Origin of the sequence: Caulobacter sp. KR2-114, assembly GCF_049446115.1 — a bacterium.
Taxonomy (GTDB): domain Bacteria; phylum Pseudomonadota; class Alphaproteobacteria; order Caulobacterales; family Caulobacteraceae; genus Acaudatibacter.
This window is the reverse complement of record NZ_JBMSEC010000005.1, coordinates 129,525-147,159: the sequence shown is the minus strand read 5'-3', so window position 1 is coordinate 147,159 and position 17,635 is coordinate 129,525. Positions and strand designations below refer to the sequence as shown.

Genomic DNA, 17,635 nt, shown 5'->3' with positions numbered 1-17,635 from the left:
GAAGAGATTCGACTTCGCCGGTCCCGTGTGCCGATAATTTTGCACGAATCGCTTTCCTTGGGTCGCGCATGCGCACTCTGATCCTCGCGCTCCTCACCGGCGCCTATATCTGTCTGGCGGCCATCGTCGCGCTCGTGCTCTGGCGCGTGGCGGGCGACGGCGGCGCGGGCGTGGCCGGCGGCATCGCCGTGCTGGGCGTGTGCTTCGCCTTCCACGGCCTGATCGCCCGGGCGATGGAGGCCAACGGCCTGCGCGCCGAACTGGCCGCCCTTCGCGACGCCCACCTGATCCTGGCCGGCCAGATCGAGAAGATCGACGCCCGCTTCACCGAGACGGTGGAGAGCGTGCACGACGACGCCCTGCGCCGCTCCGAGGAGCTGGAGACCGAGGTGCACCACCTGGAGGACATCGTCGTGCGCATGGGCCGCCAGCTGGAAGACCAGCTGGCCCACCGCGTCGAGGAGGCGCGCGTGACCATGCCGGCGCCCGCCACCCTGGCGGCGCGCCAGACCAACGCCCTGCTGGAGACCGTGCGCGAGGCGTTGGCCGCCAACCGCGTGGACCTGTACCTGCAGCCGATCGTCTCCCTGCCGCAGCGCAAGACCGTGTTCTACGAGTCCTATTCGCGCCTGCGCGACGAGACCGGCCGGGTGATGATGCCGGCCGAATACCTGACCGTCGCCGAGCCCGGCGGCCTGGTCACCGCCATCGACAACCTGCTGCTGTTCCGCTGCGTGCAGATCGTCCGGCGGCTGGCCAAGCAGGACCGCAAGGTCGGCATCTTCTGCAACATCTCGCTGGCCAGCCTGGGCGACGAGGAATTCTTCCCGCAGTTCCTGGAGTTCATGACCGCCAACCGCGACCTGGGCGGGGCCTTGATCTTCGAACTGGGCCAGGCGGCGTTCGACAAGCGCGGCGGCGTCGAGGCGCGGCACATGGCCAAGCTGGCCGACCTCGGCTTCCGCTTCTCGATCGACAAGGTCTACGACCTGGACCTGGACTTCCAGGACATGACCCGGGCCGACGTGAAGTTCATCAAGATCGGCGCCGAGATGCTGCTGGACGAGCTGCAGGACACCGAGGACGGCGCCATGGTGTTCCGCGACATGCCCGACCTCGCCGCCTCGGACTACGCCGCCCTGGCGCGCCGCTACGGCATCGAGATCATGGCCGAGAAGGTCGAGAGCGAGCGCCAGGTGGTGGACGTGCTGGACCTCGACATCGGCTATGGCCAGGGCCACCTGTTCGGCGAGCCGCGCGCCATCCGCGACGCCGTCCTGGCCGAAGCCCCGCCGCCGGAGTTCATCCGCACCAGCCTGCTGCGCCGGGTCGGGTGATCGCAAGCATCGGAATGCGCCGCCGCTTCGGCTGACGCATCCTGGCGTTCCTGTTGCAGGAGGCGCCATTGACCAATCTCAACGCGCTCGACTGGCCACGCATCGAGGCCGAGCTCGACACCCGCGGCTGGGCCCTGACCGGGCCGCTGCTGGGCGCCGACGCCTGCCGCGCCGTGGCGGCGGCCTATGACGACGACGGCCTCTATCGCAGTCGGGTGGTGATGGCGCGGCATGGCTATGGCCGCGGCGAGTACCGCTATTTCGCCTACCCCCTGCCGCCGATGGTCCAGGCCTTGCGCGAGGGACTCTATCCGCCGCTGGCGGCGGTGGCGAACCGCTGGGCCGGAACGCTGGGCGAGGCGCGCGGCTTTCCGCCTGACCTGGCGGGCCTGACCAAACGTTGCCGCGCGGCGGGCCAGGCGCGGCCGACGCCGCTGGTGCTGCGCTATGGCCCGGGCGACTACAACTGCCTGCACCAGGACCTCTATGGCGACGAGGTCTTTCCCCTGCAGGCGGCGATCCTGCTGGACCAGCCCGGGCGCGACTTCGAGGGCGGCGAGTTCGTGATCGTCGAACAGATCCCCCGCCAGCAGTCGCGCGCCCATGTCGCGCCTCTGGCCCAGGGCGAGGGGGTGATCTTCGCCGTGCGCGAGCGGCCGGCCACGGGCGCCCGTGGACCCCACCGCCGCGCCCTGCGCCACGGCGTCAGCGAGATCCGCGCCGGGTCACGCCACACCCTGGGGATCATCTTCCACGACGCGGCTTAGCGGCGCGCGCGGCTGGGGCGGAACCCCTCACCCTCCCACGCCCGCCGCTGCGCGTCGACCGTGGGCCCCTCCCTCTCCCCATGGGAGAGGTGTTCAAGTTGCGGATCGCACTGGAAAATTCACCTCTCCCAGAGGGAGAGGAAGGGGCCCGCGCGGCTTGCGGGAGCAAGGCGCGTGGGAAGGTGAGGGGTTCCGCCCTCGCAGCAAGGGAACACCACCGTTGACCCCGCCGCCGCCGCCCGCTACCCGCGCCCGGACATGACCCGCCTGATCTCCGGCCTTTCCGACCTCGCCCAGCGCTACGACGTGATCCTCAGCGACATCTGGGGGGTGATCCACAACGGCCGCGAGCACTTCCCCGAGCCTTGCGCCGCCCTGGCGCGCTGGCGGATCGAGCGCGGGCCGGTGGTGCTGATCTCCAACGCCCCCCGTCCGGCCAGCGACGTGATCCCGCAGCTGGACGGCCTGGGCGTGCCGCGCGGGACCTTCAGCGCCATCGTCACGTCCGGCGACACCACCCGGCACATCCTGCAGACCTACGGCGAGGGCCCAGCCTGGCGCATCGGGCCGGACCGCGACGGGCCGCTGTACGAGGGCCTGCCGCTCCGGTTCGCGCCGCTGGACCAGGCCCGGCTGATCGCGCTCACCGGACCGGACGACGACGAGGTCGAAGGGCCCGAGGACTACCGCGAGCGGCTGACCCTCGCTGCGGCGCGCAAGCTGCCGATGGTCTGCGCCAATCCCGACATCGTGGTGCAGCGCGGCGACCGGCTGGTCTATTGCGGCGGCGCCCTGGCGGCGCTGTACGAAAGCCTCGGCGGCCCGGTGCGGATGGCCGGCAAGCCGCACGCGCCGATCTACGCCGCCGCCATCGCCGAGGCCGAGCGCCTGCTGGGTCACACGGTGGACCGCCGGCGCATCCTGTGCGTCGGCGACGGGGTGGTGACCGACATCCGCGGCGCCAACGACCACGGCCTGGACGTGCTGTTCATCGCCAGCGGCATCCACGGCGACGCGGCCAAGGGGCCCGACGGCGCCCTCAGCCCCGCGGGCGTCGCCGCCCTGCTGGACGCCGAGGGCGTGACAGCCAACTACGCCATGGGCGACTTGGCCTGGTAGCGGGCCGGCGTGCTAGGGCTGGGTCCAACGAGAGGGACCGCCCATGACCGACCACCGCCCCACTGATGATCGCCCCAGTGATGACCGCTATGCCCGCTACACCCGCCTGACCTTCGATCGACCGCACCCCAAGGTGCTGCGGATCACGATGGACAATGGCAGGATGAACACCGCCGACGCGGCCATGCATCGCGAACTGGCGGAGATCTGGCGCGACGTGGACGCCGATCCGACCGTGAACGCGGCGATCATCACCGGCGCCGGCAAGGTGTTCTCCGCCGGCGGCGACTTCGGCATGATCGACACCCTGACCGACAACTTCGAGGACCGGGCGCGCACGTGGCGCGAGGCGCGCGACATCGTCTACAACATCATCAACTGTTCCAAGCCGGTGGTCAGCGCCATGCGCGGGGTGTCGGTGGGCGCGGGCCTGGTGTGCGGCCTCTTGGCCGACGTCTCGATCGCGACGAAGGACTGCCGGATCATCGACGGCCATACGCGCCTCGGCGTCGCGGCGGGCGACCACGCGGCGATCGTCTGGCCGCTGCTGTGCGGCATGGCCAAGGCCAAGTTCTACCTGCTGCTGTGCGACACCCTGCTGGGCGACGAGGCCGAGCGCATCGGCCTGGTGTCGCTGGCGGTGGACGACGCCGAGCTGGATGGCAAGGCGGTGGAGCTGGCCGGCCGGCTGGCGGAGGGTGCGCAGAGCGCGATCCGCTGGACCAAGTACGCGCTGAACAACTGGCTGCGGCAGATGGGGCCGACCTTCGACGCCTCCCTGGCGCTGGAGTTCCTGGGCTTCACCGGCCCCGAGGCGAAGGAGGGCCTGGCCTCCCACCGCGAACGCCGCGCCCCGGTGTTCCCGCCGGATGCGCCGGTGTAGCGCCTGCGCCTCCCCGAAGGGCGAATGGCGGAGGGGGCGGGGACACGCTGGCGGCGCCCGCCTAAAATGTTGTCGGGGTGAATATTTCCCCAATCCAGCCGCGCTGGGCCCGGCTTCAGCAAAACCAGTTCCCACCGCCGCGGAAGCCGCACTATGTAAGGCCCTCTTGAGTGGGTGAGGGGCGCTGCGGATGGCGTTGAAAGTGCTGCACGGCTGGAAGAACCTCGCCGAGGCCGACCGTGGCGCGGCGATCGCGCATGGCAACTTCGACGGCGTGCACCGCGGGCATCAGAAGGTGATCCAGGAGGCCGCCGCCGCCGCGCGCTCGCTGGAGGCCCCGCTGGGGGTGATCAGCTTCGAGCCGCACCCGCGCCTGCACTTCCAGCCCGACGCCCCGCCGTTCCGCCTGATGACGCCGCACCAGCTGGCCCGCACCCTGGAGGGCATGGGCGTGGACCGGCTGTACCTGCTGCCGTTCGGCGCGGAGATGGCCGGCTTCACCGATCAGGACTTCGCCCGCGAGGTGCTGTTCAAGGGCCTGGGCGCGCGGCACGTGGCGGTGGGCTTCGACACCACCTTCGGCAAGGACCGCACCGGCAGCCCGGACGCCATGCGCCGCTATGGCCGCGAGTTCGGCTTCTCGGTCTCGGTGGCCGAGGCGGAAGGCGGCGCGGCGGTCGGCGAGGGGCAGAAGTTCTCGTCCACCGGCGTGCGCAATGCCCTGCGCGCGGGCGATCCGCGGCTGGCCGCAGACATCCTCGGCCGGCCGTTCGCCATCGAAGGCGTGGTGCAGAAGGGCCGCCAGCTGGGCCGTCAGCTGGGCTTTCCCACCGCCAACGTGCCGCTGGGCGACTACGTGGCCCCCCGCTTCGGCGTCTACGCCACCCGCACCCGGCTGAAGGACGGCCGCCAGCTGAACGGCGTCGCCAACATCGGCGTCAATCCCACCACGGGCGAGGTCGCGCCGCGGCTGGAGGTGTGGATGTTCGAGTTCGACGAGGACATCTACGGCGAACTGATCGAGACCGACCTGATCGAGTTCATCCGCGACGAACTGACCTTCGTCGACGCCCACGGCGACTTCGACATCCCCGCCATGGTCGAAGAGGTGCACCGCGACGCCGCCAAGGCCCGGCAGATCCTGGGCGTGGGGTAGGGGGCTTTCGCCGACGGCGGAACCCCTCACGGCGGAACCCCTCACCCTCCCGATCGCTGGCGCGATCGGGCCCCTCCCTCTCCCTCCGGGAGAGGTGTCTTTATTGCCGATCGCGCCGGGAAATTCCCCTCTCCCATGGGGAGAGGGAGGGGCCCAAGGTCGGCGCGACAGCGTCGGGCTTGGGAGGGTGAGGGGTTCCGTCGCCTGCCGTTCGCCCCGCCGACTAGCCCCCGCCGCCGCCCTCTGCTATCTGGCGCGGCATGAACCTGCTGCGGCCCTGCTCGCGAATTAACCGCCCGGCGTGACGCCGCCGGGAGCGATTCCAGCGCGCGCCGGGTCACCCGAAAGCCCTATAGTCCCGGCCAGGATGCGCCCGCCGCGGCGCCGGCCGACCCTCACCTTGCTGGAACCCAGATGCCAGACGACGTCGAAAAGCCCGCCCGCGACTATCGCGAGACCGTCTTCCTCCCCGAGACCCCGTTCCCCATGCGCGCCGGCCTGCCGCAGCTTGAGCCGCGCATCCTGGAGGGCTGGGGCGACCTGTACGGCGCGATCCGCAAGGACCGCCAGGCCCGCGGCGCGCCGCTGTACGTGCTGCACGACGGCCCCCCCTACGCCAACGGCGCGATCCACATCGGCCACGCGCTGAACAAGCTGCTCAAGGACTTCGTGGTCCGCTCGCGCTTCGCCCTCGGCTTCGACGTCGACTACGTGCCCGGCTGGGACTGCCACGGCCTGCCGATCGAGTGGAAGATCGAGGAGGAGTTCCGCGCCAAGGGCCGGCGCAAGGACGAGGTCTCCAAGGCCGAGTTCCGCGCCCGCTGTCGCGAATACGCCGCCCACTGGATCGCCGAACAGGGCCGTGAGTTCCAGCGCCTGGGGGTGCTGGGCGACTGGGAACACCGCTACGCCACCATGGACTATGCGTCCGAGGCGGCGATCGTGCGCGAGTTCCACAAGTTCATCGCCTCGGGCCAGCTGTACCGCGGCTCCAAGCCGGTGATGTGGAGCCCGGTGGAGCGCACCGCCCTGGCCGACGCCGAGGTCGAGTACCACGACCACGTCAGCCCGACGATCTGGGTGAAGTTCGAGGTGGTCGAGGGCTCCGACGCCGCCCTGGGCGCCAGCGTGGTGATCTGGACCACCACGCCCTGGACCATCCCGGCCAACCGCGCGGTCTCGTACAATCCCGACATCGCCTACGCCGTCTATCGCGTCGAGGCGATGGAGGAAGGCCTGCCGTTCGAGCCCTGGGCCAAGCCGGGCGACCGGCTGATCGTCGCCGAGAAGCTGGCCGAGGACGTGTTCGCCGCCGCCAAGATCGCCAAGTGGCTGAAGCTGGAAGCCGTCGACTGCCAGGGCATGGTGCTGTCCCACCCGCTGGCCAATCTGGATTCGGGCTACGGCTTCCAGGTGCCGATGCTGGCCGGCGACCACGTCACCGACGACGCCGGCACCGGCTTCGTGCACACCGCCCCCGGCCACGGCGCCGACGACTACCAGGTGTGGCTGGCGCACGGCCATCGCGAGATCCCCGAGACGGTGGACGAGGACGGCGCCTATTTCCCGCACGTGCCGCTGTTCGGCGGGCTGAAGGTGCTCGAGACCGAGGGCAAGAAGGCCGGCAAGTTCGGCCCGGCCAACAACGCCGTCATCGAGAAGCTGATCGAGGCCGGCGCGCTGCTGGCGCGCGGAAGGGTGGAGCATTCCTATCCGCACTCGTGGCGCTCCAAGGCGCCGGTGATCTTCCGCAACACCCCGCAGTGGTTCATCCGCATGGACACGCCCCTGGAGGACGAGGTCCATGGCGGCCGGACCCTGCGCGAGACCGCCCTGGCGGCGATCGACGCCACCGCCTTCTATCCGGAGGCCGGCCGCACCCGGATCCGCTCGATGGTCGAGGGGCGCCCCGACTGGCTGATCAGCCGCCAGCGCGCCTGGGGCTCGCCCCTGGCGATGTTCGTCGACAAGGTCACCGGCCAGCCGCTGCACGACGACCAGGTCAACGCCCGCATCGCCGGCCTGATCGAGGCCGAGGGCGCCGACGCCTGGTTCACCCGCCCCGATGGCGACTTCCTCGGCAATCACGACCCGGCCCGCTACGAGAAGATCGAGGACATCCTCGATGTCTGGTTCGACTCGGGCTCGACGCACGCCTTCACCCTGGAGAACCGCGCCAACACCCGCTGGCCGGCCGACCTCTATCTGGAAGGCTCCGACCAGCACCGCGGCTGGTTCCAGTCGTCGCTGCTGGAAAGCTGCGCCACGCGCGGCCGCGCCCCCTACGGGGCGGTGGTGACGCACGGCATGACCCTGACCGAGGCCGGCGAGAAGATGTCCAAGTCGCTCGGCAACGCCGTCGAGCCGCAGGACGTCACCCGCCAGAGCGGGGCGGAGATCCTGCGCCTGTGGGCGGCGCTGGTCGACTATTCGGAAGACCAGCGGATCGGCGCCACGGTGCTGCAGACCACCATCGACGCCTACCGCAAGCTGCGCAACACGGTGCGCTACCTGCTGGGCGCCCTGGTCGGCTTCGACGAGGCCGAGCGGCTGGAGGCGTCCCGCATGCCGCCGCTGGAGCGCTACGTGCTGCACCGGCTGTGGCAGCTCGACGCCCAGGTGCGCGCCGCCTACGAGGCCTATGACTTCACCGCGGTGATCCGCCCGCTGGCGGACTTCTGCTCCAACGACCTGTCGGCCCTGTTCTTCGATATCCGCCGCGACGCCCTCTACTGCGACCGCCCGGACTCCGAGCGGCGGCGGGCCACCCGCACTGTGATGGACCTGGTGTTCGAGCGGCTGACCATCTGGCTGGCCCCGATCATGCCCTTCACCCTGGAGGAAGCCTGGGGCGTGCGCTTCCCGGGGGCGGGCTCCAACTGCCTGCGGGTGTTCCCCGAGACGCCCGCCGACTGGCAGGACACCGCCGAGGCCGAGCGCTGGGCCCGCGTCGAGCGGGTGACCCGGGTGGTCACCGGCGCGCTGGAGGTCGAGCGCCGCGACAAGCGCATCGGCGCGGCGCTGGAGGCGGCGCCTCGGGTGCATGTCGCCGATCCCGAGCTGATCGCCGCCTTCCAGGGCCTGGACCCGGCCGAGGTGTTCCGCACTAGCCAGGCGACCCTGGTCGCCGGCGAGGGTCCGTCGGGCGCCTTCCGCCTGGACGAGGTCGCCGGGGTGGCGGTCGAGCCGCTGAAGGCCGAGGGCCGCAAGTGCGCCCGCTCCTGGCGCATCCTGCCCGAGGTCGGCTCCGACCCGCGCTACCCGGACCTGTCGCTGCGCGACGCCGACGCCGTGGCCGCCTGGGACGCGGCCCGCGCATGATGGTCCCGGTCTGGCTGAGGCCCCCTCCACCCCCTTCGGGGGTCCCCCTCCCCCAAGGGGGGAGGAGAATCGCGCTCTCTTCCCCCTCTGGGGGAAGTACGGCCGAAGGCCGGGATGGGGGCTCCCGCGGAGCACCGCGCCGATGAAGCGCACGGCCCTGATCGCCTATCTGCTGGCGGCGGCGGTGATCGTCGTCGACCAGATGGTCAAGCTGTGGGTGCTGAACGGCCTGGGGCTCGGCGACGGGCATGCGGTGCCGGTGATCGGCCCGCTGCAGCTGTCGCTGGTGCGCAACGAGGGGGTCAGCTTCGGCTTCCTGCAGGGCGCGCCCGACCTGTCGCGCTGGCTGCTGTCGGCATTCTCGCTGATCGTCTCGATCGGCCTGGCGGTCTGGGCGCTGCGCCTGGAGAAGACCTGGACCGCCGTGGCGGTGGGCTTCGTCATCGGCGGCGCGCTCGGCAACATGATCGACCGCATACGGCTGGGCTCGGTGGTCGACTTCGTCGACGTGCACCAGCTGGGCTTCTTTCCCTGGGTGTTCAACGTCGCCGACAGCGCCATCACGGTGGGCGTGATCCTGCTGCTGATCGAGAGCGTGCTGGCGCCGAAACAGGCCGCGACCTGATGGCCGTTGCCGGCCGCGCCCGTAATGGGGTATCGACACGGATGTTAGGGCCGGGGCGGCCTCTTGGGAGCGCATCACCGATGAGTTTCAACCGCGCTGTTGCGGCTATCCTGCTGATCGGCGCCGCCGGCGTTGGCCTTTCCGCCTGCACCTCGACGCAGCAGGCCCTGGGCATGACCAAGGTGACGCCGGACGAGTTCCGCGTGGTGACCAAGGCCCCGCTGGTGCTGCCGCCCGACTATTCGCTGCGCCCGCCGGCCCCCGGCGAGCCGCGCCCGCAGGAACTGCAGCCGGAAAGCGCCGCGCGCACCGCCCTGCTGGGCATGCGCGAGGGCGAGGCCCGCTCCGACGGCGAGAAGCTGCTGGCCACCCGCGCCGGGGCCGACCACGCCGACCCGCTGATCCGCTACGTGGTGGACGACGAGTTCGGCGACCTTTCGCACAAGGACAAGAGCTTCGCCGACTTCGTGATGTTCTGGCGCAAGGGCCAGCCGGCCTCGCCGACCGCCCTGCCCACCGCCGACGCCGGCGCCACCCAGCCCAGCAACGTCGACGCCGCGGCCGAAGACGCCCGCATCAAGGGCCTGGTGGGCAACCAGCCGGTGGTGATCTCCCGCGCCAAGTCCACCAAGATCAAGCTTCCGGGACTTTAGGACGGGGCTGTAGCCTCGGTCCGGCAACCCGAACCAATCTCGTCACCCCGGACAAGGGCGCCTTGGGCGCCCGCTGATCCGGGGCCGGCCCATCGGGTTCCAAGACGACAACCAGCTTGACGTCGGCCCTGCCGGCCCCGGCTCTCCGCTGCGCTTCGGCCGGGGTGACGAGGGGTTGGGCGCTCGCATGCCCTGGGTTTCCCGCGACGCTCCGGCGGGTGAGACGCGTGATGAGCCGGGATGGGCGCTTTGGCCTACGCCCCCGGCTCGCCCGCCTCGGGGCGGCGGCGGTGGCCGCGCAGCTGGCCGCGGGCGAAGTCAAAGGCGCGCACGCCGCGCCAGCCGCCCTGGGCGACGGGCAGTTCCGACACCGGTCCGGTTCCCCGGGTGGCGCTGAGCGCGCGCACGAAGGCGTCGCGCCAGGTCTTCACGTCGGTGCGGCGCACCCCCTCCATCAGCGCCTGCCAGCGGTCGATCCGCTCGGCGCGCTCCATGGTCAGGGCGCGCTTCAGCGCCTCGGCCATCTCCTCGTGGCTGAACGGATTGACGATCACCGCCTCGGTCATCTGCCGCGCGGCGCCGGCGAAGCGAGACAGCACCAGCACGCCCGGGTCGTGCGGGTCCTGGGCGGCGACATATTCCTTGGCCACCAGGTTCATGCCGTCGCGCAGCGGCGTGACCAGGCCGACCTTGGCGGCGCGATACACCCCGGCCAGCTCGTCGCGGCGATAGTTGCGGTTGATGAACCGCACCGGCGAGAAGTCCATGTCGCCGTACATCGAGTTGATCCGCCCGGTCAGGGCGTCCAGGCGCCCGCGCATGTCCTGGTAGGCTTCCACCTCGCCGCGCGAGGTCGGCGCCACCTGCAGGTACAGCACCTTGCCGCGCTGGTAGGGGTTGTCGGCCAGGAACCGCTCGAAGCCGAGCAGCCGCTCCTCAAGCCCCTTGGAGTAGTCCAGCCGCTCGACCCCGACCACCATCGAGCGGAAGGCGGCATGGGCGGCCATGCGATCGTAGGTCTGGATGGCGGTGTCGGAGGCGGCCAGCTCGGTGAAGGTCTCCACGTCCAGGCCGATGGGGAACACCTTGGCCGACAGGGTCTTGCCGAAGGCGGTCATGCGGCCGTCGCGGGTCCAGGTCCCGGCGGCCTCGCCCAGCACATAGGACTCGAACGCCCACAGCCACTCGTCGGTCTGGAAGCCCACCAGGTCGTAGTCGAACATCGCCTCCACCAGCGCCCGGTGCCGGGGCAGGGTGGTGAGCAGCTGCGGCGCGGGCCAGGGGATGTGCAGGAAGAAGCCGATCGGGTTGCCGATCCCCAGCCGGCGCAGCTCCCGCGCCAGGGGGAACAGGTGGTAGTCGTGCACCCAGATCAGATCCCCCGGCTCGATCAGAGGCGCCAGGGCCTCGGCGAAGCGGCGGTTGACCCGGTCGTAGCCCTCGCCGAACGAGCGGTCGTAGGCGGTCAGGTCGATGCGGTAGTGGAACAGCGGCCACAGCGTGCCGTTGGCGTAGCCGTTGTAGTACTCCTGATAGTCGCCTTCCTCGAGGTCGATGGTGCGCACCGTGACGTCGTCGACGCGCGAGGTCTTCACCTCGCCGGTGAAGCCCTCGGTCGTCTGCCCGCTCCAGCCGAACCAGAAGCCGGAATATTCCCGCAGCGCCGCGGCGATCGCCACGGCCAGGCCGCCCGCCGGGGCGTCGCCCCGCTTCTCGGGCGGATTCACTCGGTTCGAGACCACGATAAGCCGGCTCATCTGACAGCACTCCACGGCCGGCTGAGCAGCACGGCGCAATTGATCAAACCAACCAGCGAATAGGTCTGGGGATAGTTCCCCCAGAGCGTGCCGTCGGTCAGGCTGACGTCCTCAGATAGAAGTCCGGCGTGCGTGCGCCGCTCCAGCATCTCCTCGAACAATCCGCGGGCCTGTTCGGTCTCGCCCGTGAGGTGCAGCGCCTCGATGAACCAGAAGGTGCAGAAGTTGAACGCCGTCTCCGGCGCGCCGAAGTCGTCGGGCAGATCGTAGCGCAGCAGGTTCGAGCCGCGCCTCAAATGCTTCTCAATCGCCTTCAACGTATCGCGATTGCGCGGATCGTCCGGCTTCAGGAAGCGCAGGTCGACCAGCTGGGTCAGGCTGGCGTCCAGCTCGTCGCCGCCGAAGGTGGCCGCGAAGTGGCCGGTGGCGGTGTTCCAGGCGCCGGCCTCAATCGCCTCGCGCACCACCCGCGCCCGGTCGTTCCACAGCTTCGCCCGCGACGCCAGGCCCAGCTTCTCGGCGACGTTGCCCAGGCGGTCGCACGCGGCCCAGCACATGGCGGCCGAATAGGTGTGCACCGCCGCGCGGGTGCGCAGCTCCCACAGCCCGGCGTCGGGGGTGTTGTGCACGGCGAAGGCCCGCTCGCCGACCTTTTCCAGGTTCTCGAAGTCGACGTGATTGGCCGGCCGCAGCAGCCGCTCGTCGAAGAAGGTCTGGGTGTTGGACAGCACGATCTGGCCGTAGACGTCGTGCTGGATGTGCTCGAAGGCCTGGTTGCCGATGCGCACGGGGCCGTTGCCCTGGTAGCCGGGCAGGTGCTCGGCGATGCGCTCGGTCAGCACCTTCTCGTAGCCGACGCCCCACACCGGCTGGATGTGGCCGCCGCCGGAGATGTCGATGATGTTGCGCAGATAGCCGAGGTAGTTCTCCAGGATATCCACCGCGCCCAGCCGGTTCAGCGCCTGCACCGTGTAGTAGGCGTCGCGGATCCAGCAGTAGCGGTAGTCCCAGTTGCGCCCGCTGCCCGGGGACTCCGGCAGCGAGGTGGTCATCGCCGCGACGATCGCCCCGGTCTCCTCGTAGACGCAGAGCTTCAGCGTGATCGCCGCCCGGATCACCGCCTCCTGGTAGTCCAGCGGGATGGCCAGGGTTCGCACCCACTCGCGCCAGTACGAGGCGGTGTCGTTGAGCATGCTGGAGGCCACCGCCAGCACCTCGCCCTGGAACGGCTCGTCCGGGCCCAGGAACATGGCCACCGGCTCCTCCAGGCGGAAGGTGCGCTCCTCCAGGATGTGGCTGACGGGAGCGTTGGTGGTCAGCCGCAGGGTGACGTGCTCGCCGACGTAGCGGATGTGGTGCGAGCCGGAGGTGACTCCGGCGCGTCGCTCGCCCCAGGCGGTGGCCGGGCGCATGCGGATGGTGATCCGTGGCGCCCCGTGAATGGGCCGCAGCAGGCGGATGAAGCCGGTGGGGCGATAGAAGCGGCCGTACATGCGGAACCGCGGCGCGAAGTCGATGATCTCGAACGAGGCCCCGGCGGCGTCGGTGACCTCGGTGCGCAGGATCGGGGTGTTGCGCCAGTAGGCCTGGCGCGTGCGCGCGCCGGGACCGGCGTCGATCGACCAGTAGCCGATCCCATCCGGGTCGCCCGCCTCGCGCCCGTCCAGCAGGGACGAGAAGAACGGGTCGGAGTCGATCCGCGGCAGGCAGCTCCAGACGAAGCGGCCTTCGCGGTCGATCAGCGCGCTGGAGGCGCAGTTGCCGATGGGGGCGAGATCCAGGGTGTGGGTCATGCGCCGGCGACTGCGCCCGTCTGGCCCGCGGCGTCCATCCACGCCAGGGCGGCGGCGACGTCGGGCAGGGCGTAGAGCGCGGCCGTCGGCCGGCGCGCGCCGACGATCACCCCGTAGCCGCCCAGGGCGACCGCGGCCTCGAAGCCATGCTCGTCGGTCAGGTCGTCGCCGATGAACACCGGCAGGGCGCCCGCGAACGGGGCCTCGGTCATGAAGGCGCGCATCGCGTCGCCCTTGTCGGGCCCCGGCGCGCGCAACTCGATCACCATGTCGCCCTGCTGCACCACCAGGTCGCCGGCGATCGCCAGGCGCCGCACCACGTCCTGGCAGGCCTCGGCCGCGCCGGGGGAGCGGCGATAGTGCAGGGCCAGCGCCGGCCCCTTGTCCTCCAGCAGAAGACCGCGGTCGGCCTTGACGAAGGCCTCAAGCGCCTCGCGCGCGTCGTCCAAGGCCTCCGGCCGCGGCGCGCCGCGCACCACGCCGTCCGCCGACCGTCGCACGAGCCCGTGCGCCGCCGAAAGGGCGACGATATCGTGCTCAAGGATGCGGTCCAGGTCGTCCAGGCCCCGGCCGCTGATCACGGCCAGCCGCCCGTGCAGCGCCCGCTGCAGCCGCGCCAGCAGCCGGCGCCGGACGGCGTCGGGCTTCACCAGGCCGGGCCGCTCGACCAGCGGCGCCAGGGTGCCGTCAAGGTCGGTGAACAGGGCCACGCCCCCCGGGTCCAGGGGACCAGGCGCGGCCAGATCGGCCCGCGCGGCGGCGGACACAGCATTCACATGCATCGACAAGACTCGCACCCCTCCCGCGACGGCCGACTAACGCGCAACGTCGACATTCGATCCCTATCCTTCGAGGACGACCGCGACCGCCGGTCCGCCGTCCTGTTTCGGCGTCACCGCGATGGAATCGCCCAGTCGTTGCACACGGATGTCCACGCAGGCGTCACCGATCCTGAGCCCGCGAATCGACAGTTCATCGACCCCCTTCGGCAGGGCCGGGCGGACCAGCCGCACCTCGTAGCGGCGGCCATCGATCGACAGGCCCAGGCACGCCTGCAGCATCATGAACGCCGAGCCGGCGGCCCAGGCCTGCGGCAGGCAGGCCACCGGGTAGGCGATCGGCCGCTCGCCCGGCTCGCGCGCGAAGCCGCACATCAGTTCGGGCATGCGCATGTCGAAACTGCGGCCGACGTCGAACATGTCGCCGAGGATACGGGCCACGCCCTCGCGCTCGCCGTAGTTCGACAGGCCGGCCAGGACGATGGCGGTGTCGTGCGGCCAGACCGAGCCGTTGTGATAGGACATCGGATTGTAGCGCGCCTGCCCCTGGGCCAGGGTGCGCACGCCCCAACCGGAGTCGAACTCCGCCGAGGTCAGCCGCCGGATCACCGCCGCGGCGCGCTCGGGCGAGGGCAGGCCGACGAACAGCAGGTGCCCGGGATTGGAGGTGTGCGGCTCGCAGGGCTGGCCGTCACCGTCCAGGGCGATGGCGTAGAAGCCCTGGTCCTGCATCCAGAAGCGATCCTCGACGGCTGCGCGGATCGCCTCGGCGCGCGTGCGCCAGGCCTCGGCGCCCGGCTCGCCCAGCGCCTCGGCCAGGGTGGCCATCGCCTTCCAGGCGGCGAAGGCATAGCCCTGCACCTCCACCAGCGCCACCGGCCCCTTGGGGAAGCGGCCGTCGGCGTGGAACACGCTGTCCTCTGAGTCCTTCCAGCCCTGGTTGGCCAGGCCGGTGTCGGCGCCGCGGGCGTAGTCGATGAAGCCGTCGCCATTGGAATCGCCGTTGCGCTCCAGCCAGCCGATCGCGGCGGTGAGGGCCGGCCACAGCCGGCGGATCAGCTCGGCGTCGCCGGTGCGCTGGAAATAGGCCCCGGCCAGGGCGACGAACAGCGGCGTGGTGTCGACCCCGCCGTAGTAGTGGCCAAAGGGGATCTCCTTCAGCACCGCCATCTCGCCGCGGCGCGCCTCGTGCATGATCTTGCCGGGCTGGGAGTCGCGGAAGGCCGAGGTCTCCGTGGCCTGGTTCTCGGCCAGGAAGGTGAGCACCCCCTTGGCCAGGCCGGGGTCGAGCCACAGCAGCTGCCAGGCGGTGATGATCCCGTCGCGACCGAAGGTGGTCGAGAACCAGGGGATGCCGGCATAAGGATAGGGGCCGGTGGGCAGGTCTGTGGTCAGCACCGCCACGTCGTCGCGCGACTGCTCGATCCAGGCGCCGAACGCCCCGTCCGGACAGACGATCGCCGCGCCGCGGTTGCGCCGATGATGCACGGCGTCGCGCGCCGCCTTCAGCGCCAGGATGAAGCTCTCGCGGTTGGGAATGTCGCAGCCGAACGGACTGACCTCCAGATAGAGGTCGAAGCGCTGGTCGGGCGCCAGGGTCAGCATGAACTCCGCGCGCCGCTCGCTCATCCGCCAGGGCGGCTCGGAAAAGCCCAGCACCCCGCGCCGCTCGGCGCCGTCCAGGCCCTCATAAGCGAAGGTCACGTGCCGGCCGTTCAGCTCCACCGGCCTTCGCGTTCCGCGCTCTGCGCGCTTGAGGCCCCGCACCTCGAACATGTCGCGGAAGTCCGCGTCGTATTCGAAGGCGATCGGCAGCATCACCTCGTCCAGGCCGAAGTTGGTCAGCCGCACCCGCTCGAACATGCGGTCGTTCCACAGGCAGCGCTTGCGCTCCACGTGGATGACCCCGCGCGGCGTCGCGCGCCCGCCCATCGGCGGCAGGGCGAGGTTCGCGCCATGGAAGGTGAAGGCCGAGTTGTCACGCGTCAGGCCGAAGCTCAGGCGCGAGGGCGGCTTGCCGCCGATCAGCAGCCGCAGGCGCGACAGGATGCGGGTGTCCTCGTGGAAGAAGCCGTCCGCCGCCCCCAGCACGTCGCCTTGCGGATCCGCCACCAGGAAGCTGTCGCCGGACTTCAGCGACAGCAGTTCGCTGGGCTCGCTGGTGCGGGCCGCCTCGTCGGGATCGAGCGCCGCGGGACCGGTGTGCGCGCCGCTGGGCGACCCCTGCGAATGGCCTTCCGGCGCCCCTTCGGGCGGCTTGGCGGCGCCGCTCAGATCGTCCATCAGACGGCCTCAGGCGTAGTTGGCGAAGGACCTTTCCTCTTCCGGCGGCCGCACGACGGGCACGTCGGGATCCGCCGCGAGGTCCGGCGCGAAGGGGCATTGAGCCAGGCGGTCAGCATAGAGATCAAGATAGCCGCGCGCCATGGCCGTGGCCGAAAAGCGCCGGTCGAAGCGTCGGCGGATCTCCCGCCGGTCCAGGGTCACGGCCTTGCGGACCGCCTCAACCGCCTGGTCCAGGCTGGAGACGATGAAGCCGGTGACGCCGTCCTCGATCACCTCGGGCACCGAGCCGCAGTCGAAGCCGATCACCGGCGTGCCGCAGGCCATCGCCTCGATCATCACCAGGCCGAACGGCTCGGGCCAGTCGATGGGGAACAGCAAGGCCGAGGCGCCGCCCAGGAAGTCCGACTTCTGATCGTCGCCGATCTCGCCGATGAACTCGATCAGCGGGTGGTCCAGCAGCGGCTCGATCTCGTCGGCGAAATAGCGGGCGTCGGCCGGGTCCACCTTGGCGGCGATCTTCAGCCGCATGCCCAGCCGCTTGGCGATCTCGATCGCCCGATCGGGGCGTTTCTCAGGCGAGATGCGGCCCAGGAACGCCAGGTAGCCCTGCGGCTGCGCGCCGAACCGGTAAAGCGTCTCGGGCATGCCGTGATAGACGGTGCCCGCCCAGTTGGCGAAGGGCAGCGCCAGGCGCTGGTTGTCGGAGATCGAGACCAGCGGGAACTTCGGCCAGCGGCGGTAGACCTCGGGCAGGTCCTTCAGGTCCAGCCGTCCGTGCAGGGTGGTGATGGTGCGCGCCGCCATGTCCTCGAACAGGGGGAAGTGCGCCATGTCGGTGTGAAAGTGGATGATGTCGAAGCGGTCCTTCTGCCGGCGCACTTCGCTGAGCATGCTCAGGTGGGCGGCCAGGTCCGACTTCAGCGCGGCCGGGTCCAGGCGGATCGCCTGGTCACGCACCGCCACCAGCTCGGCGCGGGTCTGCGCCTCGGCGCTGGAGAACAGCGTCACCTCGTGGCCCAGGTCCACCAGGGCGTCGGTCAGGTGCGCCACCACCCGCTCGGTTCCGCCATACAGCCGGGGCGGAACCGCTTCGTAGAGGGGGGCGACCTGGGCGATCTTCATGTTCGATACTCCAAACAAACCAAGCCGACCGGCACGC

13 protein-coding genes are annotated in these 17,635 nt (G+C 70.7%); 8 read left to right on the top strand and 5 right to left on the bottom strand.

The annotated features are described in order from the left end of the window. Nucleotides 1-68: 68 nt before the first annotated feature. The 8 genes from ACO2Q3_RS18345 to ACO2Q3_RS18310 all read left to right on the top strand — a co-directional run bounded on the left by ACO2Q3_RS18345 (nucleotide 69) and on the right by ACO2Q3_RS18310 (nucleotide 9,861). A complete protein-coding gene (locus ACO2Q3_RS18345; RefSeq protein ID WP_423309182.1) occupies nucleotides 69-1,337 on the top strand; it encodes an EAL domain-containing protein in 1,269 nt (422 codons plus the stop codon). 68 nt (nucleotides 1,338-1,405) lie between these two features. Beyond that, nucleotides 1,406-2,104, top strand: a complete 699-nt coding sequence (locus ACO2Q3_RS18340; RefSeq protein ID WP_423309180.1) for a 2OG-Fe(II) oxygenase — start codon at nucleotides 1,406-1,408, stop codon at nucleotides 2,102-2,104. A gap of 258 nt (nucleotides 2,105-2,362) precedes the next feature. Continuing rightward, the gene (locus ACO2Q3_RS18335) at nucleotides 2,363-3,223 is read left to right on the top strand and encodes a TIGR01459 family HAD-type hydrolase (RefSeq protein WP_423309178.1); all 861 of its coding nucleotides are present in this window, start codon (nucleotides 2,363-2,365) and stop codon (nucleotides 3,221-3,223) included. A 43-nt stretch (nucleotides 3,224-3,266) separates the two neighbouring features. Then, a complete protein-coding gene (locus ACO2Q3_RS18330; protein ID WP_423309176.1) occupies nucleotides 3,267-4,106 on the top strand; it encodes an enoyl-CoA hydratase/isomerase family protein in 840 nt (279 codons plus the stop codon). 190 nt (nucleotides 4,107-4,296) lie between these two features. Next, nucleotides 4,297-5,262: a riboflavin biosynthesis protein RibF gene (gene ribF / locus ACO2Q3_RS18325; protein WP_423309174.1), complete on the top strand. Its 966-nt coding sequence runs from the start codon at nucleotides 4,297-4,299 to the stop codon at nucleotides 5,260-5,262. Between the two features lie 414 nt (nucleotides 5,263-5,676). Further along, entirely contained in the window at nucleotides 5,677-8,583 is a 2,907-nt protein-coding gene (ileS, locus tag ACO2Q3_RS18320) for an isoleucine--tRNA ligase (protein ID WP_423309172.1), read from the top strand. 142 nt (nucleotides 8,584-8,725) lie between these two features. After that, nucleotides 8,726-9,208: a signal peptidase II gene (gene lspA, locus ACO2Q3_RS18315; RefSeq protein ID WP_423309170.1), complete on the top strand. Its 483-nt coding sequence runs from the start codon at nucleotides 8,726-8,728 to the stop codon at nucleotides 9,206-9,208. Between the two features lie 80 nt (nucleotides 9,209-9,288). Then, nucleotides 9,289-9,861 carry a DUF3035 domain-containing protein gene (locus ACO2Q3_RS18310; protein ID WP_423309168.1) on the top strand — a complete coding sequence of 191 codons (573 nt, stop codon included), beginning with the start codon at nucleotides 9,289-9,291 and terminating at the stop codon, nucleotides 9,859-9,861. Between the two features lie 254 nt (nucleotides 9,862-10,115). Here ACO2Q3_RS18310 and ACO2Q3_RS18305 read toward each other — a convergent pair whose 3' ends face one another. From ACO2Q3_RS18305 to ACO2Q3_RS18285, 5 genes are read right to left on the bottom strand one after another with little or no spacing between them, the layout of a single operon-like run. Continuing rightward, the gene (locus ACO2Q3_RS18305) at nucleotides 10,116-11,618 is read right to left on the bottom strand and encodes an alpha,alpha-trehalose-phosphate synthase (UDP-forming) (protein ID WP_423309166.1); all 1,503 of its coding nucleotides are present in this window, start codon (nucleotides 11,616-11,618) and stop codon (nucleotides 10,116-10,118) included. Then, nucleotides 11,615-13,411, bottom strand: a complete 1,797-nt coding sequence (locus ACO2Q3_RS18300; RefSeq protein WP_423309164.1) for a glycoside hydrolase family 15 protein — start codon at nucleotides 13,409-13,411, stop codon at nucleotides 11,615-11,617. The genes ACO2Q3_RS18305 and ACO2Q3_RS18300 overlap by 4 nt, the downstream gene beginning before the upstream one ends. After that, on the bottom strand, nucleotides 13,408-14,193 hold the full coding sequence (gene otsB / locus ACO2Q3_RS18295) for a trehalose-phosphatase (RefSeq protein ID WP_423309162.1): 786 nt from the start codon (nucleotides 14,191-14,193) through the stop codon (nucleotides 13,408-13,410). The genes ACO2Q3_RS18300 and otsB overlap by 4 nt, the downstream gene beginning before the upstream one ends. A gap of 60 nt (nucleotides 14,194-14,253) precedes the next feature. Next, complete coding sequence (locus ACO2Q3_RS18290) at nucleotides 14,254-16,473, bottom strand: glycogen debranching N-terminal domain-containing protein (RefSeq protein WP_423309160.1); 2,220 nt, start codon at nucleotides 16,471-16,473, stop codon at nucleotides 14,254-14,256. Nucleotides 16,474-16,482: 9 nt separating this feature from the next. Continuing rightward, nucleotides 16,483-17,598 (bottom strand): glycosyltransferase family 4 protein, encoded by a 1,116-nt coding sequence (locus tag ACO2Q3_RS18285; RefSeq protein ID WP_423309158.1) that lies wholly within the window; start codon nucleotides 17,596-17,598, stop codon nucleotides 16,483-16,485. Nucleotides 17,599-17,635: the final 37 nt, after the last annotated feature.